The organism is Pseudarthrobacter sp. PvP090 (assembly GCF_040547365.1).
In the GTDB taxonomy this organism is placed as follows: domain Bacteria; phylum Actinomycetota; class Actinomycetes; order Actinomycetales; family Micrococcaceae; genus Arthrobacter.
The window spans coordinates 151,369-173,539 of record NZ_JBEPPO010000010.1 but is presented as its reverse complement, the minus strand read 5'-3'; the positions used below and the strand labels follow the sequence as shown (position 1 = coordinate 173,539).

Genomic DNA, 22,171 nt, shown 5'->3' with positions numbered 1-22,171 from the left:
CCGTGGATACCCTGACTAGCGGCGTCGATGAATACGTTCTGACCCTCGACTGCCCGGAAACACGGGGCCTCGTCCACGCCGTGTCCGGATTCCTGCTCGAACAAGGCTGCGACATCCTGGAAAGCAAGCAATTCGACTCCCAGGACGACGGCCATTTCTTCATGCGGATCCACTTCGCCGTGGCCGAAGACTCCCCCGGAGGACCGGCCACCCTTGGTTCGCTTGAGGAGGCCTTCGCGCCCGTGGCCGAGAAATTCGGCATGCAATGGCAACTGCGCGCCCACGGGGCGAAGCGCCGGGTCCTGGTCATGGTCTCCAAATTCGAGCATTGCCTCAACGACCTGCTGTTCCGCGCACGTATCGGGGAATTGCCCATCGATATTGTCGCGGTCGTCTCGAACCATCCGGACCACCGGGGCATCGTGGAATGGCACGGCATCCCGTTCTTCCATGTGCCCGTCACGGCAGACACCAAGCCGGCGGCCGAAGCGGCCCTGATGGAACTCGTCGACCGGCTGGACGTCGAACTGGTGGTTCTGGCCCGTTACATGCAGGTCCTCAGCGACGAGCTCACCCGCCGCCTGGATGGCCGCGCCATCAACATCCACCACTCCTTCCTGCCCAGCTTCAAGGGCGCCAAGCCCTACCACCAGGCGCACGCCCGCGGCGTGAAGACCGTCGGCGCCACCGCGCACTACGTCAACGCCGAGCTCGACGAGGGACCGATCATCTCCCAGCAGGTAGTGGAGGTGGACCACACCTTCGGCGCCGAGGATCTCGTCGCAGCCGGACGCGACACCGAACGCAAGGCACTCTCCAACGCCGTCCGCTGGCACTGCGAGGGCCGCGTTTTCCTCCAGGGCAACCGGACCGTCGTGCTGCGCTAGCTGCGGACCCACCCAGGGGTCCGGCGGTAGCCGTGTCACCACGGCGCGCCCGTTAAATCCACAACTACGAAAGAGACATCAGTGAATCAGCCACTTCCCAGCGTTACGGGCAGCAACCGCGTCAAGCGCGGCATGGCGGAGATGCTCAAGGGCGGCGTCATCATGGACGTCGTCAACGTCGAGCAGGCCCGCATCGCTGAGGATGCCGGAGCCGTGGCAGTCATGGCGCTGGAACGCGTTCCCGCCGACATCCGCGCCCAGGGCGGCGTGTCCCGCATGTCCGATCCCGACATGATCGAGGCGATCATCGCGGCCGTGTCCATCCCGGTCATGGCGAAGGTCCGGATCGGCCACTCCGTCGAGGCCCAGGTCATTCAGACCCTCGGCGTGGACTACATCGACGAGTCCGAGGTCCTGACCCCGGCCGACTACGCCAACCACATCGACAAGTGGAACTTCACCATTCCCTTCGTCTGCGGCGCCACCAACCTCGGTGAGGCCCTGCGCCGCATCAACGAGGGCGCGGCCATGATCCGCTCCAAGGGTGAAGCCGGCACCGGCGACGTCTCCAATGCCACCACCCACATGCGCCAGATCCGTGCCGAGATCAAGAAGCTCGCCGGCATGGCCGAGGACGAGCTCTACGTCGCCGCGAAGGAACTGCAGGCGCCGTACGAACTGGTCAAGGAAGTTGCCGCCACCGGCAAGCTCCCCGTTGTCCTGTTCACCGCCGGCGGGATCGCCACCCCGGCCGACGCCGCGATGATGATGCAGCTCGGCGCCGACGGTGTCTTCGTCGGCTCCGGCATCTTCAAGTCCGGCAACCCGGCCCAGCGGGCCGCCGCCGTCGTGAAGGCCACCACCTTCTTCGACGATCCGGAAGAGATCGCCAAGGCCTCCCGCGGCCTGGGCGAGGCCATGGTCGGCATCAACGTGGACGAGATCCCGCAGCCGCACCGCCTCGCCGAGCGCGGCTGGTAACAGCAACACTCTGAAAGGAACAAACTTGATCATCCGTCATGACGACTGGTCCCACCTGATCGGTGCGACAGTGGAAATCCGGCGCGAAGGAGACACCGTCCGCACAGGCCTCGTTGACCACGCCACAAAAGACTCCAACATCCTCTGGCTTGCCCCGGAAGGCAACAATCCGCGGAAAATGATCGACAAAGCCCAAGGCTACGAAGCATGGGCCGGCTCCGCGTTACTCCGCTGACCTTTGGCAATGTCCGTAAAGTAGCGCATCCCACTCCGCGGATGAATGTACCTAAGCGGCCATTCCGCTGCCGAAGAGGCGTTCGGCCAGCTGGAGCAGGTGTGCCGGCGCATCTGCTTCATCGCCGTTGTCTTGGTGGCCGAGGAAAACAGCCGTCCCACTGACGGCCTCCTCAAGATGTAAACCTGCTTCGCGGATCAGCACTTCGGCACGGGCGTTCAGGGGCAGGGGGATAGAGTCTGCCTCGTCGTTCAGATAAACGTGCCAATCTTTACTCGTGATTGCTCCGACGTTTCCTTCAACCAAGGTCTGTCGCGCGGCCAGGGCCGTGTCGATCTTTTCGACGCGGACGGGCTGACTTAGGCGTGCCGGGATAACCAGGGCGATGCGTTTTGCGCGCATGACTGGTCCTTTCTGTGCTTAACGGTTGGCGACCCCGAAAGGCTTATAATAGGGTCCAATCGGGAATTAGACGATGCTCATTCGGGGCATTTAGATGCGGCGGGAATCGTCCGCTCCCCGCGGCCCTTTTCATCGCAGAACAACCCGGCCCCCATGCGGCTGGTGGACCGTCATGGGCGGCATGTCACCGCTGGTTTTTGCGCGGCTTTGCGAACAGATTCTCGCCGGTTTCGTTTTTTGCCCTTTTTTCGGCCCTCTTTTCGAGAATCGACTTTCCCGTTTTTTTGGCACTGCTATTTCTAGGAGACTTTCCTGACAATTGAACCACGCCTTTCTAAAATGCAATCTACCCATCACCATACCCACTTAAATTTTTAATGCCAGTCGTCGCGGGTCGCGCACATTATGGAACCGATGTGGAGGCAAAAGATATGCAGCAAATTTCACTTTTCCTCGCCGCCCACGGCGCAGGAGCGGCGGAATCCTCGCGGACTCCCCCTCCCAAGGCGATCGTGGCGTACCGTTCAACAACCACGGGGCGGGCAGCAACGCCACTGGGTCAGCCCGCTCCACGACGTGGCTGCTTTGCTTGCCGACGAGGCGCGGACAGAGGCGGTTGTCTTCACCTTCGCGTCTGCGCCGTTCCCTCCGGGGCGCCGCCGTGGCACACTGGGACGACTATCGAGTGTCTGGGGGGATTCCAGGTCAGGAGATTGTCATGGGCATTCGGATGCACCCCCACACTTCGTGCTGTCGGTCGGCGGTGAGCAGCGCATGATGATCGGCTGGGCTTATCTCATGGCTGCCATCATGACCATTGACGCTCTCCTGCTGGGACTGTTGCTGTTGAACGTTAAGTGGCCGAAGCACTGGAAGAAGAATTAGGCCGCAGACGCTTCTCCTAAGGGCCGGGGCTCCCCCGGTCCTCACGTCGTTGGTGCCAGCTCGGCCGCGGGCACGACGACGGCGCCGGTCGCCGTCGAGTCCGGGTTCAGCATCCAGCCGACCCGCTTGGCGGCGTTGAGCACCACCGCACTTTCCATGAGCTGGATTCCGGGGATCCGCAGCTGGAGGGCCTGTTCAGCGTTCAGGACATCCGCCAGGGAATGCAGCCACATCAGGATCACGAAGTTGGTGCGCCCGGTGGTGGACGCGCTGAGCCGGAGGTTGCGGAAGCTGCGCAGCTCGGCCGCGGCGGCCTCATGCTGGCCCGGCGGGACGTTGGCGAACCACTGGCAGGTCACCGGATACCCCGAGTATTTCTGTGCGATTTCGCACCGGAACGAGAGGACACCGCTGGCCAGCACCCGGTTCAGCTGCCGTTGGACCGTGGCCGGGCTGCGTCCGAGGGCGCGGGCAATGTCCGCCGCCGCCGCCCGCCCGTCCCGGGCCAGGAACGGGATCAGGTCCAGGTGGCTCTGCGGCAGCGGCGCACCCTGATTCCCTGCCGTGGCCGGGCCGGAAGCCTCGGGCCCCGCCAGAGCCTGGAGGGCGGCCATCTGCGACTTGTCCAGGACGTTCAGCCGCCACGCGTAACCGCCGGAGTACAGCCGCGTGCACAGCGACGTCTGGTACTTGATGAGACCCGGGATCTTCCTGAACTGCGGCATCACGTGGCCACTGTAGTGGGCCAGCGTGGGCGTGATGACCGTCAGCATGAGGTCGCGGTTGCTGGCAGCCTCCTCCACCGTGACCACTTCGGGGATGGCCGCCAGCGCGGCGGTGACGTCGGCGCGCAGCGTCATTTCGCAGTCCACGTCCACGAGCGCCAGGCACATCTGCTTCGGATCTCCCATCAAATGAGCCGTGCTCCAGGCGGTGCCGGAGGCCTTGAGCCGATCCCAGCGGGCGGCCAGGGTGGTGGCGTGGGCGCCCAGGACGCCGGCGGCATCCGACCAGCTGATCCGCGGCGCAATCTGCAGTGCGTTGATCAGCTGAAGGTCTTCCTCACTGATGTCCACGGAACCTCCTCCGTCCATGCATGATTCCTGTTCCAGCCATCATACTTTTGCATTTTTCCAGCCATTCTTATGGGTGTGACTCCAGTCACTTCACAATTGGTGCTAACACTTACCAACCGTTCGGGAAGAGAGAACATATGTCGGTCACCGCCGATGCCAAGGAACTACACAGCCAGATCACCCGGTTGCGCCACGAGTTGCACCAGGAGCCGGAGATCGGCCTGGCACTCCCCCGCACCCAGGAGAAAGTTCTCAAAGCCCTCGACGGCCTGCCGTACGAAATCACCCTCGGCGAGACCACGACGTCGGTCACCGCGGTCCTGCGCGGCGGCGCACCGCACACCTCCGCCGACAAACCCGTTGTGCTGCTGCGCGCGGACATGGACGGACTTCCCGTCCAGGAGCGCACCGGCGTCGGCTACTCCTCCAGGGTCGACGGCGCCATGCACGCCTGCGGCCACGACCTCCACACCTCGATGCTGGCCGGGGCCGCCACCCTGCTGGCCGAACGCCGCGACCAGCTGGCCGGCGACGTCGTCCTGATGTTCCAGCCGGGCGAGGAGGGCTACGACGGCGCCGGGCACATGATCCGCGAAGGGGTGCTGGACGCCGCGGGCCGGCGCGCGGACGCCGCCTACGGCATGCACGTCTTCTCCTCCCTGGAGCCGTACGGCCAGTTCGCCACCAAGCCGGGCGTGATGTTGAGCGCCTCGGACGGGCTGTTCATCACGGTCCTGGGCGCGGGCGGCCACGGCTCCGCCCCGCACGCGGCCAAGGATCCCGTCACCGCAGCCGCCGAAATGGTGACCGCGCTGCAGGTCATGATCACCCGGCAGTTCAACATGTTCGACCCGGTAGTCCTGACCGTCGGCGTCCTGCACGCGGGCACCACCCGCAACGTCATCCCCGAATCGGCGCGCATCGAAGCGACCGTCCGGACGTTCTCCCACGCCTCCCGCGAACGGATGATGTCCGCTGTTCCCCTTCTCCTGAAGGGCATCGCCCACGCCCACGGGCTGGAGGTGGAAGTCGAATACCGCGGCGAATACCCGCTGAGCATCACGGACGAAAACGAGACCCTCACCGCGGAGAAAACCATCCAGAACCTGTTCGGGGAGTCCCGGCTGACCCGCTGGGCCACCCCCCTCAGCGGATCCGAGGACTTCTCCCGGGTGATGGCGGAAGTGCCGGGCACCTTTATCGGGCTCAGCGCCGTCGCCCCGGAAGCGGACCACACCGAGACCGCGTTCAACCACTCCCCGTACGCCACGTTCGACGACGGCGTCCTCGCCGACGGCGCGGCGCTCTACGCCGAGCTCGCCATTGCCCGGATCGCGGCGCTGGCGTCCGCCGGCACCCCCACGTCCCTCGCTTCCTAGCCCCCACTACTTCGGAGATATCATGACCACCATCACCAACCCCCAGCTCTCCGGCCGGGCGGCCACGCGGAAGACCCTCCTCGGTACGGGCATCGGGAACGCCGTCGAATGGTACGACTGGGCCATCTATGCCACGTTCACGCCGTTCATCGCCAGCCAGCTGTTCAGCAAGGCGGATCCCGCCTCGGCGGTGCTGGCGACGCTGGCGATCTTCGCCGTCGGCTTCGTGGCACGGCCCGTCGGAGGCTTCCTCTTCGGCTGGATCGGCGACCGCATCGGCCGCAAGACATCCATGACCCTCGCCGTCGGCCTCGCGTCGCTGGGCAGCCTCATGATCGGCGTCGCCCCGTCCTTCGCGACCATCGGCGTCTGGGCGTCGGTGATGCTGCTGGTGGCCCGGCTGATCCAGGGCCTGGCCCATGGCGGCGAGCTGCCGTCGTCGCAGACGTACCTCTCCGAAGTGGCCCCGAAGGAGAAGCGCGGCCTGTGGGCGACCCTGATCTACACCTCGGGCACGGTGGGTATCCTGGCCGGCACCCTGCTGGGCGCCGTGCTCAACATGACCCTGAGCACCGAGGCCATGAATGACTGGGGCTGGCGCATCCCCTTCCTGGTCGGTGCCGTCATGGGCCTCTACGCGCTGATCATGCGCTCCAAGCTGCACGAGTCCGAGGCCTTCGAAGGCGAGACGGCCTCCGAGAAGCGCGCCCCGATCTGGCCGCAGATCGTGCAGTACCGCAAGCAGGCCCTCCAGGTCATCGGACTGACCGTGGGCCTCACGGTGATCTACTACATCTGGGGTGTCGTGGCCCCGAGCTACGCCGCCACTACCTTGAAGATCGACCGCGGTGAAACCCTTTGGGCCAGTGTGATCGCCAACATCGTGTTCATCGCCGCCCTACCGTTCTGGGGCAAGCTGTCCGACAGGATCGGCCGCAAGAAGGTGCTCTGGGCCGGCGCGGCCGGAGCCGCCGTCATGCACTTCCCGATGACCTGGCTGCTGAAGGATTCGGCGTGGCAGCTGGCCGTGGCCATGTCCGTCATGCTGATCTTCATTGCCGCCAGCGCCGCGATCGTCCCGGCCGTCTACGCGGAACTGTTCCCCACCAGCATCCGGACCATCGGCGTCGGCGTCCCGTACTCCATCTGCGTGGCCGTGTTCGGCGGGACCGCCCCGTACCTGCAGACCTGGCTCGGAACTATCGGCCTCGCCAACGTGTTCAACGTCTACGCCGTGGCGCTGCTGCTGGTCAGCGTGCTGTTCGTCTTCACTATCCCGGAGACCAAGGGCAAGGACCTGACACACTAGGAGCACCGTGCTGGGGAGGGGGGATCTAGAGCCTATTGGGCCGCGGCGGTATGCTTCATCATCACCTCCCGGTTCCGGGCAACGCTTCTCTAGCGCGGCCCGGAATCGGGCGGCTATGGCATGTCCGCCACCGACAGCCCATGGAAGGTTCTCCCGATGTCAGATTCTGAACTCCCGGCTTTGCGTGAACAGGCTGCCCGCGGTGACCGCGATGCAATCGACGAACTGATTGAGCGTGCTGCGGAACGAGGGGACTTCGACGAATTGCGTCGTCTCGCTGGCGGCGGCAGCCGGGGCGCCGTGGACCAGCTCGTGGAACTCGCCGCCGAGAAGGGTGACACGGAGGAGCTTCAGCGCCTCGCAGCGGCGGGCAGCCAGGACGCGGCGGACGTACTGGCCGAACTTAGCGACGAAATGCACCCGGACGACGACGAGTAGCGGCTGTGCGTGCTGAGGCGAGGAAGCCAGCAACGGGTGACCACGGACCTCAGCGCCGCCAGCAATACGGCGTCGTCGTTGACACCCGGAGCAATCCGTAGCGTTCCAGAATGGGCCGTGAATATTCCGTTGAATCGCTGTGGATGAGCCTTTTTCCGAGCGCCACCGCGGCCCGGGCCCGTGCCGCGGTCAGGGCGCGGTATATCCCCCGGCCGCGCCATTCTTCGAGGGTCGCCCCGCCCCAGATGCCGGCGAATTCCGTGTCCGCAACCGGTTCAAGACGGCCCGCGCTGACGATCAGCCCCTGATGTTCGGCAACCCATAGTTCCATCCCGTCGTCGGATGCCACCCGACGCAGGATCGCTTCAGCGTTGCCGTCAGAGACGGGGTTGCCAAACACCTTGTCCTGCATGGCGCTCATGGCGCGGATATCCGGTTCTTCGGTCACCCGCCGCAGGCTGACGCCGGGCGGGAGGTCCACGTCCACGGCCAACGCGCTGGCCGGACCGATCATGATCGACTCGGCCTCTTCAGGCTCGAATCCGTTCGCGAGCAGCGCCTCATGGAGTCCGGGCGCATGATCGTGGCCGCGGGTCTTCCACTCGACCCGCAGGATTGCCGGATCCGCTCGGTAGAACCCCAGCGCTTCCGCCACCAGGTCCCCAGTTGTTTCCGCGCTGGCCCTATCGAGGTCTTGATAAGTCACGAAACCGCGGCCGCCCTCGAAGGTCACGAGCCGCAACGGGCCCAGCCGCACGACGGCGACCGCACTCGCGGTCTCCGCATCCGTCCGGAGCTGCTGGTCGTACGCCGTGAGAAATGTCGAAATAGCCATCGGCCCCTACGGTACAACGGCCGGGTCCGGCGCGGGATCCTCGCCGGAATCTGGCTCAAAGAATGAATCATCTGGCTTTTAGGATGAGATTGCCGCGATATGGAGTGAAGCGGGTGATTGCCGTGGATAGGGTGACTGGCATGGAACCAGTTCTGAAATTTGCACGGCGTTGGGGTGCCCCCGTGGCGGCCGTCCTTTTCTTCTCCCTGTGGTGTGTGGCTGAGGCCGGCAGAATGGGAGGGTCCTGGCTGGCGTGGTCCGGGAACTGGCCGCTGGTGCTTATGACATTGGCAATTGCCGCGGCGTCCTGGAAACCCCTGGTGTCCCTCGGGTTCACGGCCGCACTCCTCTTCGGTCAGTTAGGCCATGCCCTGCCGCCGATGTATTCAAATCACTGGGCCATCTATCTGGGCTCATTCATCGCCCTTGGCTTCATCTTGTGGACCGCCCCGCCGCGGCTGCGGTACATCGCGGCGGGCGCGAACGTGCTCGCCGCTGCCATCATGGCGTTCCTGATGCTCTCGTGGCGATACGGCGACGGTGTCGGCTGGTTCCCCCCTGCGTACGCCGGCGATCGGTGGATGCTGCAGGACTATGGCTGGCAGCTTTTTGCGCTCCTCCTGCTCATCGCCGGGGCCTGCGCCGCCGTCGGACTTCTGCTCGCCCTGTATCAAGAACGGGGCAGTCTGTTCCGGGCCCGGGAACTGGCCCAGAACAGCCTGAAGGAAACCGAGATCGACCTCATCGTGGAGCAGGAACGGACACGCATCGCCCGGGATCTGCACGACGTCCTCGCCCATTCCCTGGCCGTCATCGCCGCCCAGGCAGATGGGACGCGCTACCTGAGCAAGGACCAGCCCAAGGCCGTCCTAAACGCCCTGGACACTATTGCCCGCTCCGCCCGCAGCGCCTTGGTGGATGCGCAGCGCGCGATCGAGGGCGTCCGCGATGACGGTATGGTGACGCCGCAACCGCGGCTGAGCGACATTCCCGCACTCATCGAAGGCATGCAGCGCGGCAGCTTGAAAATCCACCGCAGCGAATCCGGGACACCGGTGGAGCTCTCCACAGGACAGGAAGTAGCGGTTTTCCGGATCGTGCAGGAGTGCTTGACCAATGCGCTCAAACATGGCGGGCGCGGCACGGATGTGCGGCTTCACCTCGACTGGAGCGGGCCGGGTCTGACCCTGCACGTGGCCTCGGCCATTGCCCCAGCCACTCAAGAGGCTGCTGCGGATCCGGCCCCGTCCCGGGTGGGCCGGGGCCTGCCCGGCATGCGTGAACGCGCCCACTTGGCTGGCGGATGGCTGACGGCCGGACCCGACGGCGAACACTTCCGCGTGATGGTCTTCATTCCGTTCGGAGCCCGGACAGCCATCCCGGGCGACGGCCAAGCCGGCGTCGAGACCGAAGCCCCGTCCATAGAAACTGGGGGCGGGGAAGACCAGCCGGTGTTCGCCGGAAGTGGTTTGACCGGACGGACGTTGCCTGAACGCGAAGCAGACGACCGTGGCTGACGCCGGGGCGGCCATCACCGTCGCGCTGGTCGATGACCAGCCCTTGTTCCGTGCGGGTATCCGCATGCTGGTGGAGAGTCAGGCGGACATGGAAATGGCGGGCGAAGCCGCGGACGGTGAGCAGGCCGTGGCCCTGGCATCCAAGTGTCATCCGGACGTCATGCTGATGGACCTGCGTATGCCTGTTATGGACGGGGTGGAAGCCACCCGCCGGATCGTGCAGCACTCCGAAGCTGCCGGCACAGACCAGCCCAAAATCATCGCGTTGACCACGTTTAACCGGGATCAGGCGGTGGTCCAGGCCGTGCAGGCCGGGGCCACCGGGTACCTGCTCAAGAGCGCAGAACCTGAATTTCTGCTGGCGGCCATCCGCACCGTCCACTCGGGGTATTCCGTCATCGCGCCAGGATCCATCCATTCCCTCTTCGAACATGCCGCCAGAAACGCTCCCAACACGGGGCCGGACCTGTCAGTCCTGGACGTCCTTTCCGCACGCGAGCGTGACGTCTTCTTGCTCGCCGCCAAGGGCCTGAGTAACGGCGAAATGGCGGAGAGCCTGTTCGTCTCGGAAGCCACAATCAAGACCCACCTGCGCAGCGTGCTGGACAAACTTGACCTGCGCACCCGGCTGCAGCTGGTCGCCTTCGCCCACGAACGCCGCCTGCTCGGCGCCTGAACGGCCCAACCTCCGCACGATCTTCGAACAGGGCACCTGCCGCCCTCAGCACACCGGGACGAACCCGCTGCTGAGTTGGCTGGCGGGGTGCCCGGCGCGACGTTGCGTTTGCCGTCCGCGCCAGGTCCATCAGGTGCGTCCGCTCCCCGTAGCTGGGGATGCCCGCCTGTTCCGGGGAGATCTTCGCGCGCCGTGAAATCAGAAACGCACGGATTTCCTCTTTTCTGTCCACATCCACCACGCTACGCACGCCGGGCGTCCGGTGGCAGTGCCTGCCAGACACCCCCACGGCGACCCCGCCGATGCGGCGGCGGAGCGCGCGTGCGCAATGAGGCCCTCAGCCACCTGGCGCGGTTGGACGCAGCGGCTAGCTGGAGCGCCCGTCGAGCGTGTCCTGGATGCGGCGCGCCACCTCAGCGGTGGGTGTGGATCGGGAGAAGACGGCGACTACGAGGTCATCCCCTGCGGGGGCGGCGGACGAGTCATCTGGGGAGAGTACGCCGAAGATGCGGCGTACTGCCAGCAGTTCGTGTTCCAGGTTCCGGAGGGATCCGCGGGGCGAATCCAGCATCATTTCGCGCAGCACATAGTTGTGCGTGGACGTAACGGCCGCCGCGAACCGGATGGCATCAAGTGCCGCCAGGCCTGGGAGGGACTGCCGGAGGTAGTCGGAGAAAAGCCGCTCATAGCGGGATACCATGATCGTTTCCCGGTCCCGGAGCGCGGGCACCGCCTGCACCACGTGGTAGCGTTTTTGGGCGATTTTCCGGCGCTCAGAGAACTTCCCAAAGACGAGTGCCGCGGCCTGGGACACCGCTTCCCACGGATCGGCATGGCCCGCGGCCAGGTAGCTGCCAAGCTCATCGAGCAAGGCTTCGTGGTCTGCAAAGATCACGTCTTCCTTGGCGCGGAACTGGCGGAAGAACGTGCTCCGGGAGATCCCGGCCGCCAGGGCGATATCGTCCACGCTGGTTGGGTCGTAGCCGTTGTCGGTGAACAGATCCAGGGCGGCCTCGGCCACCTCGGAACGGAAATTAGCCACTGATGCCATCCCGGTACAGTAACAGCGCGTCGCCCTGTCCGCCGCCGCCACAGAGTGCGACGGCGGCCTTGCCGCTCCCGCGGCGGACCAGCTCATGGACGGCCGAGACGACCAGGCGTGCTCCGGAGGCGCCGATCGGATGTCCGATGGCGATGGCACCGCCGTTGACGTTCACCTTGTCCAAACCGAGGCCCAGAACGGCCGCGGAGTGCTCAACCACCGAAGCGAAGGCCTCGTTGATCTCCACGAAGTCAAGGTCACCGGGCGTCCAACCCGCGCGGGCCAGGGCCGCGGTGATGGCCAGCGCCGGTTTGTCCGGCAGCGTCGTGTCCGGGCCGGCAATCTGCCCGGCGGGCCCGACGACGGCCAGCACCTCGAGGCCGTTGGCGTCCGCGTACGCGCGGCTCACCAGCACAACGGCCGCGGCGCCGTCGCTCAACGGGGAGGCATTGCCGGCCGTGACGGTCCCGGTGGCGGTGAAGGCCGGCTTCAGCCCGGCCAGCACCTCCTGGGTGGACTGCGGGCGGACCCCCTCGTCGAGGCTCACCAACGCGGGTGGGCTGCCCTTCTGCGGCACGGCAACGGGGGCCATCTCGGCGTCGAACAGCCCCTGCGCCTGGGCCGCGGCCGCACGCTGGTGCGACAGCGCCGCGATCCGGTCCTGCGACACGCGGGACAGCTGAAGGTTCCCGTTGGCCCGATCCGTGGCAATACCCATGAGCTCCTCGTCGAAGGCATCAGTGAGTCCATCGTGGCCGGCCGAGTCCAGGACCGTGACACTGCCGTAGAGGTAACCGGCGCGCGAGCCGGCGAGTAGGTGCGGCGCCTGGCTCATGGATTCCTGGCCGCCGGCCACGACGATCTCCGCCTCGCCCAGTCTCAGCAGCCGGACACCCTCGATGATGGCCGTCAACCCGGAGAGGCACACCTTGTTCACCGTGACGGCGGGGGTGCTGAGCGGTATTCCTGCCGCCACGGAGCTCTGGCGCGCCGGGTTCTGGCCCGCACCGGCGGTCAGTACCTGGCCCACGATGACGGCGTCAACGGCCGCCGGATCGATCCCGGAGCGTCCCAGGGCCGCGGCGATGGCGGCGGCACCAAGCTTCACTGCGCTCAGCGCAGCCAGTTGGCCCATCAGTTTTCCCTGCGGCGTGCGTGCGGCCCCGACGATGACGATGTCCTGGCCGCTCATTTGGCGGCCTCCGGGCTGAGAGCAACGGCGCTGACACCCAGGGCGCGCAGCCGGGACTTCAGGACCTTGCCGGTGGAATTGTGCGGGAGTTCATCGGGAAAGAGGATGCGGTCCGGCACCTTGAATCCGGAGAGCAGGCCCTGGACATGCGCGCGGATTTCCTCAGCCGTGACCGGAAGGGTGCTGCTCCGGATGACAAAGGCAACCGGACGTTCGCCCCATTTCTCGTGCGGGACACCGATCACGGCCACGTTCAACACCGCAGGATGGCTGCTGATGGCCTGCTCCACCTCAATGGTGGAGATGTTCTCGCCGCCGGAGATGATGATGTCCTTGGCCCGGTCCTTGAGCTGGATGTAGCCGTCCGGGTGCATCACGCCGAGGTCTCCGGTGTGGAACCACCCGCCGGCGAAGGCCTCGGCCGTGGCCTCGGGGTCCTTGAAGTATCCGAGCATCACGTTGTTGCCCCGCAGCACGATTTCACCCAGCGTTGTGCCGTCCGCCGGGACGTCGAGCATGTCCAGGTCCACGATGCGCGCCGTCTCGGCCTGCAGCATCCCCACGCCCTGGCGTGAGATCTTCACGGCCCGGTCCTGGGGGGACAGATCATCCCACTCGGACTGGTACTCGCAGATCGTGTAGGGGCCGTACACCTCGGTCAGCCCGTAGACGTGCACCACGGTGATCCCGAGTGAGTCGAGGGACGTGATGATAGCGGGCGAGGGCGGGGCGCCCGCCGTCGTGATCAGCAGCGGCGCCGTCAGCTCGTGCGCCTGGGGCGCGCCGGCAATGATGCTGCACACCGTGGGGGCGCCGCAGAGGTTGGTGACACCGAGGGTGTCGATGGCGTCCCAGACGGCATCCGCGCGCACGGCGCGCAGGCAGATATGGACTCCCGCGACGGCGGTCACTGCCCATGTCGTGCACCAGCCGTTGCAGTGGAACATCGGAAGGGTCCACAGATAGCGGGTGTCGCCGCTGAACTGGTTGTGGATGGTTTCCCCGAGTGAGTTCAGGTAAGCCCCGCGATGTGAATACAGCACGCCCTTGGGCTTGCCCGTTGTCCCTGAGGTGTAGTTCAGCGTGATGGGGGCGCGTTCGTCCTGGACCCCCCACGGGAGATCTGCGTCCCGGCCATCCGGTCCCGCGAGGAAATCCGCATAGCGGGTGGTGTTAATACCCGCCGGGACCACCGGATCGGGGATCGTGCTGTCGGGCACTTCGATCACGCCGGCCAGCTGCGTCAGGCCGAGGTCCAGTCCCGCCACGGTGCCCAGCAGTTCCGAATCGGCAAACAGCAGCCTGGCTTCGGAGTGTTCCAGGATGTACTGCAGTTCCCGGGCGGACATCCGCGTGTTCAGGGCCACCAGGACGCCCCCGGCGAGGGGAACGGCGTAGTGGGCAATCAGCAGTTCAGGCACATTGGGACTCAGGAAGGCCACGCGGTCGCCCGGCTGGATCCTGCTCCTGATCGCCTTGGCCAGCAGTTGGGCTTCGGCGGCGAAGTCCGAGTAGGTGTAGGAGCGGTCGCCGTGGATGATCGCCGTCTTCTGTCCGAAGACCTCGGCGGAGCGCTGGAGGAACCGCAGGGGGCTCAGCGGAGTTTCGTTGGGACGCTCGATGGTGGTCATGGCGGGTCCTTTAGGCGAAGGCGCTTTGTCCGGTGACATCGCGGCCGATTAGTAGGGTCTGAATGCTTTGCGTGCCTTCATAGGTGTGGATGGATTCGATGTCCAGCAGGTGCCGGATCACGTGGTTTTCCAGCAGGATGCCGTTGCCGCCGAGCATGTCACGGGCAATGGATGCCAGCTCGCGGGCCTTGCGGGTGTTGTGGTATTTCGCCATCGCGGCCTGCGTGGGGCGCATCAGACCGGCCGCATCAAGACCCGCCAAGTGGACACAATGCAGCTGCATGCTGGTCAGCTCCGAGAGCATATAGGTCAGCCGTTCCTGGACCAGCTGGAACTTTGCCAGCGGCTTGCCGAACTGTGTCCGCTGCGTGGCGTAGTTCAGCGCGGCCTCGTAGACGGCGGTGGCGTGGCCCAGGGCGGACCAGGCCACGCCCAGCCGCGTCGCCACGAGGACCCTGGAGGTGTCCTTGAACGTGCGCGCGCCGGGGAGCAGATTGGCTTTGGGGATGCGGACGTTGTTGAGCCTGATCCGGGCCTGGTGGATGGCGCGGAGCGACGCCTTTCCGGTGATGGTCTCGGCGTCGTACCCCTCCCGGTCCTGCTCCACCAGGAAGCCGCGGACATCGCCGGCGTCATCGCGTGCCCAGACCACGGTGACATCCCCCACCGAGCCGTTGCCGATCCACTTCTTCTCGCCGTTGAGGACGTACTCCCCGCCGTCGAGGGTGGCGGTGGTTTCCAGTGCCACGGAGTCCGAGCCGTGGTCCGGTTCCGTCAGGGCGAAGGCGCCGAGCTTTTCGCCCCGGCCCAGCGGACCAAGCCAGGTCTCGCGCTGGGCGTCGGACCCGAAGAGTGCAATCGAGCGCATGGCCAGGCCACCCTGCACTGCGATCACGGTACCCAGCGAACCGTCCCCGCGGGAGACTTCCATGTTGACCAGTCCGGCGCCCAGGGGCGACATCAGGTCCAGGCCCGGGACGTCAAGGCCGTCGGCCAGCAGGTTCATGCTGCCCATCCGCTTCGCCAGGTGGGCGGGGAACTCGGCGCGCTCCCAGTAGTCGTTCATCTGCGGCATTGCCTCCGCAGTGAAGGCCCGGGCGCGGTTCCAGACTTCACGGTCGGGGGCAGGAATATTCGCAAAGACGGAGTAGTAGTCGGTATCGAGCGGTTCGGCGACGTCATAGTCAGGCATGGCTTGCATCCTTTAGGGGATTGAGGAGGGAGGTGACGTAAGCGGGGCTTGTTTGGACGGCCCGCGCGCGGTGGCTATCCGGTAAAGCCGGGGCCGGGGTGGAATTCCTTTCCCCATACGCGCCGGGAAGCGCCGCTGAGGTCAAGCATCGGTGTGAGGCCGCCCTGATGCACGGGGAAGTTGGCGCCGAGCAGCATGCACAGATCCACTTCCGCCGGGCCGGCCACCACGTTTTCGGCCAGCATCAGGCCCACCTCCTCCGCCAGGGCATCCAGGATCCGCGCCCTGACGGACTCCGCGCCGGGTGCCGGAAGGCCGGCGTCGGCATTCGGCAGCAGAGCGGCTGCCTCGGGAAGCACGGTGCCCGATTTATCGAGATAGCCGCGCAGGCGCGCCTTCGCGACGGCGGCAAGGCTGGTGCTGACGTAAAAGCGGTCCGGGTAGGCGGCGTGCATGGTCTCGCAGATATGCAGCTGGACGGCGGGTCCGATGAAACCCAGCAGGGTCAACGGGGTCATGGGCAGTCCCAGCGGATCCAAGGCGTGGTCCGCGAGTTGTATATCTGCCCCGTCATCAATGATCCGGAGAAGTTCGCAGAAGAGCCGGCTCAGGATCCGGTTCACCACAAAGCCCGGCGTGTCCGTGACCAAGACCGCCGTCTTGCCCAGAAGCCGGGCGAGCGAACAGGCAGAGGCGACGCTGACGTCGTCGTTGTCTCCTGTGCTGATGATTTCCACCAGCGGCAGCACCGCCACCGGATTGAAGAAGTGCAGTCCCACCACGCGTTCCGGATTGGTCAAACCGCGGCCGATTGCTGCCACGGAAAGGGACGAGGTGTTCGTCAGCAGCAGCGCATCTGCGCGCATCAGGGGCTCGATCTCGGCGAAGACGGCGCGTTTGACGCTCAGTTCCTCGAACACGGCCTCGATGACCACGTCGCAGTCCCGGAATTCGCGCTTGTCCACCGTTCCGCGGACAAGACTGCGAAGTTCCCGCGCCGCTGTTTCAGTGAGTTGCCCGCGCGCCACCAGCTTGTCCAGATGTCCGGCGATCCCGCAGAGAGCCCCGTCCACCTTTTCCTGGGACAGATCGGTGATCAGGACCGGAACCCCAAGCTGCCTGGCGAAGAGCACGGCGAGCTGACTGGCCATGAGCCCGGCTCCGATTACGCCAGCGCGTCGGATGGGGCGCGGAACTGCGCCAGGCGCGCCCAGCGGCCCTTGCCGTTCAGCGGCCAGAAGGGCCGCCGCATATGCGCGGGCCGACTTTCCAGGAACTCCGGCGACAGCTGTGCCGGTCCCCGCGGGCGTGGCAGTTTCAACGACATTGTCAGGAACCATGTCACCGTTCTACCGTGAAACTGAGTCTCACGTCAATAGGTACCGAGTTTCACCTAGATGGGTTACGCCCCGGGCCGGTTGAGCTGCCTCCAGATGTGACCGCCCGCTTCATGACAACGCGCGGCCAGGCCGCCACGCCGTGGTCGCGTTCGGACCGCACGATCCGCCGGATGCCGTCCGACCATTGAGGCTCGGGCACCTCCCGGAATCCCAGGCGCCTGTAGTAGGGGGCGTTCCAGGGAACTTCTTCAAAGGTCGTCAGGGTCAGTCCGTCCAGTCCGCGTGCTCTGGCCCAGGAGGCCGCCTCTTCGATCAGCAACCGGCCAATACCGCGGCGGCCGTATCCGGGGTGGACGGTCACCTGCTCGATATGCGCGAACCGCTCGACGACGACGAGCAGGATGTAGGCGATCGGGTCATCCGAGGAATCGGTGGCCACTAAGGCCCTGCCATCCTGCTGGTAGACAGCCAAGGCCTCCAGTGCGGGCGGCGGATCGTCCGCGATCGCTGCCATACCGATCAGTCGGAATGCCTCGCCCGCGGCGACTTCGATGCCGCGAATCGTCGACAGGTCCTCTGCCCTGGCGTCCCTGATCATACGGACCAGTCAACCAGACGCGCAGTTACGGCCGCCCGACGGGCGAGGGAACCGGACAGTCCGCCGTGAACCTGTCTAGACTGGCGCGATGAGTTCGATTTGGGGGATCTTTCGCCCGCCGGCGCCCACCGACGAAAGGACCGTCCATGACCTTCTTCCAGGACTTTCCGGTGCCGCCCACTCCGCCGCGCGGGCGGGCGGTCAGGTATGTCCCGCCGGTGTGGGCCGGCGCCCCGCTGTACGAGCTTCCGGTCGTCGTCCATATCGGTCAGTTCCTGCACCGGAGTCCCACGATGGTGATGGCCGTCAAGAGCGCGGACGTCTTCTCGACGGGGTGTTCCTTCGATGTGTCCTGGACCATCCGCCGGGGCGACCAGACCGATGAGGAATGGGCGGACCTCAACGAGATGTTCTTCCGGCCCGGACCTGGCGTCCGCAGGGGCGCCGGAGGAACATCGATGCTTCTGTTCGGCGCGGCTTTCCCTGACGGTTCAAAGTCCAGTACCGGGGCGCACCCCCACGGATTCTTCGAGGGCACCGAGGAGCCTGATCCACCGGTGCTCCTGATGAGGAACGGCGGCGGCAACGGCGGCGACGACGAGCTCTCCGGCTCCGGCTCGCTCTGGCTCTGGCCGCTGCCGCCGGCGGGGACACTGCGGCTGGTTGCAGCGTGGAAGGACTTCGGACTGGAGGAGTGCTCCATTTCCCTCGACGGGTCCCGGTTGCGTGGCGCCTCCTCCGGCGTGCAGAAATTCTGGTAACCCCGCGCCGTCGGTGCTGATGCGTTGCCGGTCCGGCATCCGTTGCGATGGCCGGAAGCTGCGGCGTAGTCTCCCTCCTATCAGGCCATCCGGCGGGAGGTTCCATGGACGGCTATGCCGAGTTGCGGGCGTTCCGTGCCACCCACCCGTACCGGTCGCTGACAGTCGGCGGCGTCGAATGGAAGTACATCGCGGGACCCGCCGCGCCGCACGCCGAGGACGATCCCGCCGGACCCAAGGAAGCTAAACCGGCGCTTCTCGTCCTGGGCGGCGGCTTCTCCTTCGGCGATTCCGCGTTCCGCACGGTCACCGCATTCGAACCCCGGTTCCGCGTCATCTCCCCCTCCTATCCCCCGGTGCGAACCGTGGCCGAACTTGTGGTGGGGATCGCGGCCATACTCGACGCCGAGGGCATCCCGTCCGCGAGTGTTTTCGGGCATTCCTTCGGTGCCGGCGTCGCGCACGCGTTTTCACGACGTTATCCGCAGCGGGTGGACAGGCTCGTCCTTTCCGGGTTCGGCCTGTACACCCGTGGCCATACGCGACTGGCGGGCGTCTTTGTCCGCGTTTTCTCGCTGCTGCCCAAGTCCGCCCTCGCCGCGTTCTACCGCCCGAGGATCGCCCGCCTTGTCGCGGGGGCGGAAGACAACGAGCGTGCCTTCCTCAGCGCCTACACGGAGGACCTCTTCGCCGCCCACACCAAGGAATCGGCCCAGGCGCGCCTGGCGGTGCTCCTGGATCTGGCGGAGCATCCGGACCGTGACGCCGCGTCGACCTTCGGGCGCCCGGAGGACGTGCTGGTGATCGCCGCTGCCGACGACCGCGGCTTCACGCCCCGCGAACGCGAAGCGTTGCTGGCCGCCTATCCCGGCGCCAGGGCCTACGTGTTCCGCGGGGGCGGCCACTGGGCGGCCGTCACCCACCCGAGTGAGTACGCCGACGTCGTCGGACGCTTCCTCGAAGGCCGCCCCCTTCCCGCAGGCCGGAACGAAAGCCCGGCCACGACGACGCACCCCCCGGCATCCGAGCCCCGCCGCCGGGACGACCGGGAGACCGGGCCGGCGCTGGATGCCCGGCTCGCCGGGTTCCGCGCCAGCCACCGGTACCGCACGCTCGACGTCGACGGCGTTCGCTGGCATTACGTTGCTGGCGGTGTGGGCGAGCAGACGGTCCTCCTCCCCTCCGGGGGGACACGGCTGCCGGACATGTACATGCTGCTGATCGAAGCGCTGGAACGGGATTTCCGCGTCATCGCGCCGGCTTACCCCGCCGGCACCGGCCTCGCCGGGCTCGCCGACGGCCTGGCTGCAATCCTCGACGCCGAGGGAGTCAGGCGGGCGGATGTGCTGGGCTCCTCCTTCGGCGGGTTCGTTGCCCAAACGTTCGCCCGCCGGCATCCCGAACGTGTGCGGCGCCTGGTGCTCGCCAACACCGGAAGCCCCGCCGCAGCCCCGCTGCCGTTACTCCCGCTCCTGACTCGCTTCCTCGCCGTCCTTCCGGAAAGCGCCGTGCGTTCCCTGACCGGCTGGAACTGGCGCCGCTGGTTCGTCCCGGACGCGCAGGGCGACTCGTTGTTCTGGAATGAGCTGCTTTCGGACATCCTCAACCGGCTGGGCAAAGAGGATCTGCTGTCCGCCCTGCGGGAAATGAACGAGTTCGCACATCTGCCAGTTGCAGGGGCGCCCACGGCCCCGCCGTCGCCGGTGCTGCTGATCGAATCCGAGCGGGACGAAGCGTTCTCGCCCCGGGCCCGCGCGGCCCTCCGGGCCCTCTATCCCGCGGCGGAGGTCCGTCTTTTCGCGGGCGCCGGCCACGGTGTGATGACCACGCGGACCGCGGAGTATGTCGGTACCGTGCGGAAATTCCTGCGCAGACCTTGACGTTTTCCCGCAACGGTTGACCGGTCGTCAGATGCGCTCGGCGATCCACGTCTGGAGCGCGTCGCTGCTCCATGACGGTGCCCGTACCAGGATCAGTTCCCGGTCCTCCCGGAGGACCTCGTGGATGCCGTCCTCACGGGACAGCTTGCGGATGAGCCGGTCGACCTCGGCCGACCGTTCGTTGGCGATCTCGTCGCTCAGGCCGATCTCGAAGTCGTAGCCGCCTGGTTCGTCGCGGACGTCCTCTATCTCGAAGGGCGGTTCTGATTCCATGGTCCCGACGGTGCCGCCGTCGCCTTCATTTAGACGGTCGATGAGCCGCCGCACGTACACCGCCATTGTGTCGTCCGGCGACTCCCGTACCCCGAGAAGGGCCCCGCGTGCGCTGACCACGGCAAGCCCGGGCAGGAAGTTGTGATTTTCGCCCGTGCCGCTGACCAGGACGGGGTGGTTGTTGTAGTGGTAGCGCTTGTGGGGATCGCGCGCTATCTCCCAACGTGCAAGCGGCGCACGGTCCCGCACCACAGCCGCGACGTAGGACACCAGACCGTCCAGGAGCGTGAGGGACTCCAGCGACAGGGTCCGCTCCACCTCGGTTGTGTACCGTTCCCACGACGGCCACGCCTCCCGCGGCACGGAGGCGGGGTCCGTCGCGCCGGGGGCGTCCCGGACGGTGAGGCGGGACAACAACCAACGCCATAAGGGAACGAAGCTCTCCGGGGTGCCGTCCAGGAACTCAGCCGGGTCCTGGCCATCGGCCACCAGCCGCTCCCGAAGCCGCTCCAGCGCCGGGCCGCGTTCGTCGAGAAACTCCTGGAGGGCGGCGGCGGCCCCGGCTTTGCTCAAGTCGCGATAGTTAGTCATGGCAGATGAATAATGTAGGCGATGCCTTTCGCGTCAAGCAAGTCCAGCACGCGGGGGTCGGCGCCGAGCAAACCGGTTCGACCGCCCACGAAGTGCCAGACCACGCCCAGGACCTCATCGTTCTGTCCCGCTGCGTCCGCGAGGATCGCCGCGTCCTTCTCGATCTGGCGCCGAACCTTGTATCCGAAAGGGACGAAGCCGGACTTGACCTCACGCATGAAACCGGCGTCGTCGATCATGTCGGCGTACCGCCCAAAGGTGAAGTCGGGCGCCCTGCGATAAAGCTGCCGCTGGTGGGCGGCGACGTTGAACAGGCCCGCCACGGCGTCCTCCGCCTCCCGCCAGTGGCTCACGAACGGTATCGACGTGCCCACACTAGCGTTCGACCGCTTGAGCGCACTTACTATGTGGTCGGCGCCCTGCCGTGAGGAGGCCAGACGCAGGAAGCTGGTATCGCTCATGCCCGGGGCCGCCTTGCGCAGCGCGTCCCAGTTGCTGTTGATACCGGCGACAATGTCCGCTCGGACATGGGCCGGGACATCGTCCAGTTTGGCGATCGCGGCGACCACGTCATCGACCAGGTGTGCGCTGCGGCCAAGGAACTTGGTGACCTTCGCGATGATGTTCGCGGTGTCCCCGACGTACGGGACCACACCGGCCAGGGACATGCCGGCGGCGACCCAGTCGGTCTTGACGGTGTTGGCGATGAGGTCGCGCAAATCCAGGATCGCCCCTGCGATCCACCCGATCACGGGGATGAAACTAACCGCTGAGGAGCTGATGCTGCCGAGCAGGAAGGGCACGGTGGTGCCGTCACCGGCGTCGCCGAGGGCGGCTCCCTTGCCGAACTCGCTTGCCCACTCGTCCGGGCCGGCAGCATCCCAACGTGGCCAGTGATCCCCTCGGGGACGCATCGCCGGGCTTTTTATTGCCTATATCTGGCTGGAGCGGGCGAGTTCAGGTCCGCCCCTACCAACAAGATTAGGAGCATTGGGCCTTGACTAATAGGCGGCGTCAGCAGATAGCTGAGGTGAGCCAGTGCGGCTATCCA

General features: G+C 66.2%; 22 protein-coding genes. 11 read left to right on the top strand and 11 right to left on the bottom strand.

What is annotated here, in order from left to right:
- The first annotated feature begins 2 nt into the window (after nucleotides 1–2).
- From purU to ABIC21_RS13535, 3 genes are all read left to right on the top strand, one after another.
- On the top strand, nucleotides 3–887 hold the full coding sequence (gene purU / locus ABIC21_RS13545) for a formyltetrahydrofolate deformylase (RefSeq protein WP_354350913.1): 885 nt from the start codon (nucleotides 3–5) through the stop codon (nucleotides 885–887).
- Nucleotides 888–968: 81 nt separating this feature from the next.
- On the top strand, nucleotides 969–1,868 hold the full coding sequence (gene pdxS, locus ABIC21_RS13540) for a pyridoxal 5'-phosphate synthase lyase subunit PdxS (protein WP_354350912.1): 900 nt from the start codon (nucleotides 969–971) through the stop codon (nucleotides 1,866–1,868).
- Between the two features lie 25 nt (nucleotides 1,869–1,893).
- Nucleotides 1,894–2,103: a hypothetical protein gene (locus tag ABIC21_RS13535; protein ID WP_354350911.1), complete on the top strand. Its 210-nt coding sequence runs from the start codon at nucleotides 1,894–1,896 to the stop codon at nucleotides 2,101–2,103.
- A 51-nt stretch (nucleotides 2,104–2,154) separates the two neighbouring features.
- Here ABIC21_RS13535 and ABIC21_RS13530 read toward each other — a convergent pair whose 3' ends face one another.
- A complete protein-coding gene (locus tag ABIC21_RS13530; RefSeq protein WP_354350910.1) occupies nucleotides 2,155–2,505 on the bottom strand; it encodes a DUF3846 domain-containing protein in 351 nt (116 codons plus the stop codon).
- A 576-nt stretch (nucleotides 2,506–3,081) separates the two neighbouring features.
- Between ABIC21_RS13530 and ABIC21_RS13525 the strand changes: the two genes are divergently transcribed.
- Complete coding sequence (locus ABIC21_RS13525; RefSeq protein ID WP_354350909.1) at nucleotides 3,082–3,390, top strand: hypothetical protein; 309 nt, start codon at nucleotides 3,082–3,084, stop codon at nucleotides 3,388–3,390.
- 41 nt (nucleotides 3,391–3,431) lie between these two features.
- Here the strand turns inward: ABIC21_RS13525 and ABIC21_RS13520 are convergent, their stop codons facing one another.
- Nucleotides 3,432–4,484: an Lrp/AsnC family transcriptional regulator gene (locus ABIC21_RS13520; protein WP_354350908.1), complete on the bottom strand. Its 1,053-nt coding sequence runs from the start codon at nucleotides 4,482–4,484 to the stop codon at nucleotides 3,432–3,434.
- A gap of 119 nt (nucleotides 4,485–4,603) precedes the next feature.
- On the opposite strand from ABIC21_RS13520, the gene ABIC21_RS13515 reads away from it, so the two are divergent.
- The 3 genes from ABIC21_RS13515 (at nucleotide 4,604) to ABIC21_RS13505 (ending at nucleotide 7,592) form a co-directional block, all read left to right on the top strand.
- Nucleotides 4,604–5,845, top strand: coding sequence for a M20 metallopeptidase family protein (locus ABIC21_RS13515; RefSeq protein ID WP_354350907.1), 1,242 nt, complete (start codon nucleotides 4,604–4,606; stop codon nucleotides 5,843–5,845).
- A 22-nt stretch (nucleotides 5,846–5,867) separates the two neighbouring features.
- Nucleotides 5,868–7,154 (top strand): MFS transporter, encoded by a 1,287-nt coding sequence (locus ABIC21_RS13510; RefSeq protein ID WP_354350906.1) that lies wholly within the window; start codon nucleotides 5,868–5,870, stop codon nucleotides 7,152–7,154.
- 156 nt (nucleotides 7,155–7,310) lie between these two features.
- The gene (locus tag ABIC21_RS13505; protein ID WP_354350905.1) at nucleotides 7,311–7,592 is read left to right on the top strand and encodes a hypothetical protein; all 282 of its coding nucleotides are present in this window, start codon (nucleotides 7,311–7,313) and stop codon (nucleotides 7,590–7,592) included.
- Between the two features lie 49 nt (nucleotides 7,593–7,641).
- On the opposite strand, the gene ABIC21_RS13500 is transcribed toward ABIC21_RS13505, so the two are convergent.
- Complete coding sequence (locus ABIC21_RS13500) at nucleotides 7,642–8,427, bottom strand: GNAT family N-acetyltransferase (protein WP_354350904.1); 786 nt, start codon at nucleotides 8,425–8,427, stop codon at nucleotides 7,642–7,644.
- Nucleotides 8,428–8,708: 281 nt separating this feature from the next.
- On the opposite strand from ABIC21_RS13500, the gene ABIC21_RS13495 reads away from it, so the two are divergent.
- On the top strand, nucleotides 8,709–9,944 hold the full coding sequence (locus tag ABIC21_RS13495) for a sensor histidine kinase (RefSeq protein ID WP_354350903.1): 1,236 nt from the start codon (nucleotides 8,709–8,711) through the stop codon (nucleotides 9,942–9,944).
- Complete coding sequence (locus ABIC21_RS13490) at nucleotides 9,937–10,620, top strand: response regulator (RefSeq protein WP_354350902.1); 684 nt, start codon at nucleotides 9,937–9,939, stop codon at nucleotides 10,618–10,620. Before ABIC21_RS13495 ends, ABIC21_RS13490 begins: the two co-directional genes overlap by 8 nt.
- A 367-nt stretch (nucleotides 10,621–10,987) precedes the next feature.
- On the opposite strand, the gene ABIC21_RS13485 is transcribed toward ABIC21_RS13490, so the two are convergent.
- The 6 genes from ABIC21_RS13485 to ABIC21_RS13460 all read right to left on the bottom strand — a co-directional run bounded on the left by ABIC21_RS13485 (nucleotide 10,988) and on the right by ABIC21_RS13460 (nucleotide 17,615).
- On the bottom strand, nucleotides 10,988–11,671 hold the full coding sequence (locus ABIC21_RS13485) for a TetR/AcrR family transcriptional regulator (protein ID WP_354350901.1): 684 nt from the start codon (nucleotides 11,669–11,671) through the stop codon (nucleotides 10,988–10,990).
- Complete coding sequence (locus ABIC21_RS13480) at nucleotides 11,655–12,854, bottom strand: acetyl-CoA C-acyltransferase (protein ID WP_354350900.1); 1,200 nt, start codon at nucleotides 12,852–12,854, stop codon at nucleotides 11,655–11,657. The genes ABIC21_RS13485 and ABIC21_RS13480 overlap by 17 nt, the downstream gene beginning before the upstream one ends.
- Nucleotides 12,851–14,485: an AMP-binding protein gene (locus ABIC21_RS13475; RefSeq protein WP_354350899.1), complete on the bottom strand. Its 1,635-nt coding sequence runs from the start codon at nucleotides 14,483–14,485 to the stop codon at nucleotides 12,851–12,853. Before ABIC21_RS13475 ends, ABIC21_RS13480 begins: the two co-directional genes overlap by 4 nt.
- 10 nt (nucleotides 14,486–14,495) lie before the next feature.
- Nucleotides 14,496–15,686, bottom strand: a complete 1,191-nt coding sequence (locus tag ABIC21_RS13470) for an acyl-CoA dehydrogenase family protein (RefSeq protein ID WP_354350898.1) — start codon at nucleotides 15,684–15,686, stop codon at nucleotides 14,496–14,498.
- 65 nt (nucleotides 15,687–15,751) lie between these two features.
- Complete coding sequence (locus ABIC21_RS13465; RefSeq protein ID WP_354350897.1) at nucleotides 15,752–17,017, bottom strand: 3-hydroxyacyl-CoA dehydrogenase family protein; 1,266 nt, start codon at nucleotides 17,015–17,017, stop codon at nucleotides 15,752–15,754.
- 49 nt (nucleotides 17,018–17,066) lie between these two features.
- Nucleotides 17,067–17,615, bottom strand: coding sequence for a GNAT family N-acetyltransferase (locus tag ABIC21_RS13460; protein ID WP_354350896.1), 549 nt, complete (start codon nucleotides 17,613–17,615; stop codon nucleotides 17,067–17,069).
- Nucleotides 17,616–17,761: 146 nt separating this feature from the next.
- Between ABIC21_RS13460 and ABIC21_RS13455 the strand changes: the two genes are divergently transcribed.
- Together ABIC21_RS13455 and ABIC21_RS13450 are read left to right on the top strand one after the other, a co-directional pair.
- Entirely contained in the window at nucleotides 17,762–18,376 is a 615-nt protein-coding gene (locus tag ABIC21_RS13455; RefSeq protein ID WP_354350895.1) for a hypothetical protein, read from the top strand.
- 104 nt (nucleotides 18,377–18,480) lie between these two features.
- A complete protein-coding gene (locus ABIC21_RS13450; protein WP_354350894.1) occupies nucleotides 18,481–20,256 on the top strand; it encodes an alpha/beta fold hydrolase in 1,776 nt (591 codons plus the stop codon).
- A gap of 27 nt (nucleotides 20,257–20,283) precedes the next feature.
- Here ABIC21_RS13450 and ABIC21_RS13445 read toward each other — a convergent pair whose 3' ends face one another.
- Nucleotides 20,284–21,120, bottom strand: coding sequence for a hypothetical protein (locus ABIC21_RS13445; RefSeq protein WP_354350893.1), 837 nt, complete (start codon nucleotides 21,118–21,120; stop codon nucleotides 20,284–20,286).
- Nucleotides 21,117–22,034 (bottom strand): hypothetical protein, encoded by a 918-nt coding sequence (locus ABIC21_RS13440; protein WP_354350892.1) that lies wholly within the window; start codon nucleotides 22,032–22,034, stop codon nucleotides 21,117–21,119. The genes ABIC21_RS13445 and ABIC21_RS13440 overlap by 4 nt, the downstream gene beginning before the upstream one ends.
- Between the last annotated feature and the right edge of the window lie 137 nt (nucleotides 22,035–22,171).

Bases quoted from the DNA above. Each gene is read 5' to 3' on its own strand.
- ABIC21_RS13530 (WP_354350910.1), bottom strand. From the start codon at position 2,505: ATGCGCGCAAAACGCATCGCCCTGGTTATCCCGGCACGCCTAAGTCAG.
- ABIC21_RS13520 (WP_354350908.1), bottom strand. From the start codon at position 4,484: ATGGACGGAGGAGGTTCCGTGGACATCAGTGAGGAAGACCTTCAGCTG.
- ABIC21_RS13515 (WP_354350907.1), top strand. From the start codon at position 4,604: ATGTCGGTCACCGCCGATGCCAAGGAACTACACAGCCAGATCACCCGG.
- ABIC21_RS13510 (WP_354350906.1), top strand. From the start codon at position 5,868: ATGACCACCATCACCAACCCCCAGCTCTCCGGCCGGGCGGCCACGCGG.
- ABIC21_RS13505 (WP_354350905.1), top strand. From the start codon at position 7,311: ATGTCAGATTCTGAACTCCCGGCTTTGCGTGAACAGGCTGCCCGCGGT.
- ABIC21_RS13500 (WP_354350904.1), bottom strand. From the start codon at position 8,427: ATGGCTATTTCGACATTTCTCACGGCGTACGACCAGCAGCTCCGGACG.
- ABIC21_RS13495 (WP_354350903.1), top strand. From the start codon at position 8,709: ATGACATTGGCAATTGCCGCGGCGTCCTGGAAACCCCTGGTGTCCCTC.
- ABIC21_RS13485 (WP_354350901.1), bottom strand. From the start codon at position 11,671: ATGGCATCAGTGGCTAATTTCCGTTCCGAGGTGGCCGAGGCCGCCCTG.
- ABIC21_RS13480 (WP_354350900.1), bottom strand. From the start codon at position 12,854: ATGAGCGGCCAGGACATCGTCATCGTCGGGGCCGCACGCACGCCGCAG.
- ABIC21_RS13475 (WP_354350899.1), bottom strand. From the start codon at position 14,485: ATGACCACCATCGAGCGTCCCAACGAAACTCCGCTGAGCCCCCTGCGG.
- ABIC21_RS13470 (WP_354350898.1), bottom strand. From the start codon at position 15,686: ATGCAAGCCATGCCTGACTATGACGTCGCCGAACCGCTCGATACCGAC.
- ABIC21_RS13465 (WP_354350897.1), bottom strand. From the start codon at position 17,017: ATGGTTCCTGACAATGTCGTTGAAACTGCCACGCCCGCGGGGACCGGC.
- ABIC21_RS13460 (WP_354350896.1), bottom strand. From the start codon at position 17,615: ATGATCAGGGACGCCAGGGCAGAGGACCTGTCGACGATTCGCGGCATC.
- ABIC21_RS13455 (WP_354350895.1), top strand. From the start codon at position 17,762: ATGACCTTCTTCCAGGACTTTCCGGTGCCGCCCACTCCGCCGCGCGGG.
- ABIC21_RS13450 (WP_354350894.1), top strand. From the start codon at position 18,481: ATGGACGGCTATGCCGAGTTGCGGGCGTTCCGTGCCACCCACCCGTAC.
- ABIC21_RS13445 (WP_354350893.1), bottom strand. From the start codon at position 21,120: ATGACTAACTATCGCGACTTGAGCAAAGCCGGGGCCGCCGCCGCCCTC.
- ABIC21_RS13440 (WP_354350892.1), bottom strand. From the start codon at position 22,034: ATGCGTCCCCGAGGGGATCACTGGCCACGTTGGGATGCTGCCGGCCCG.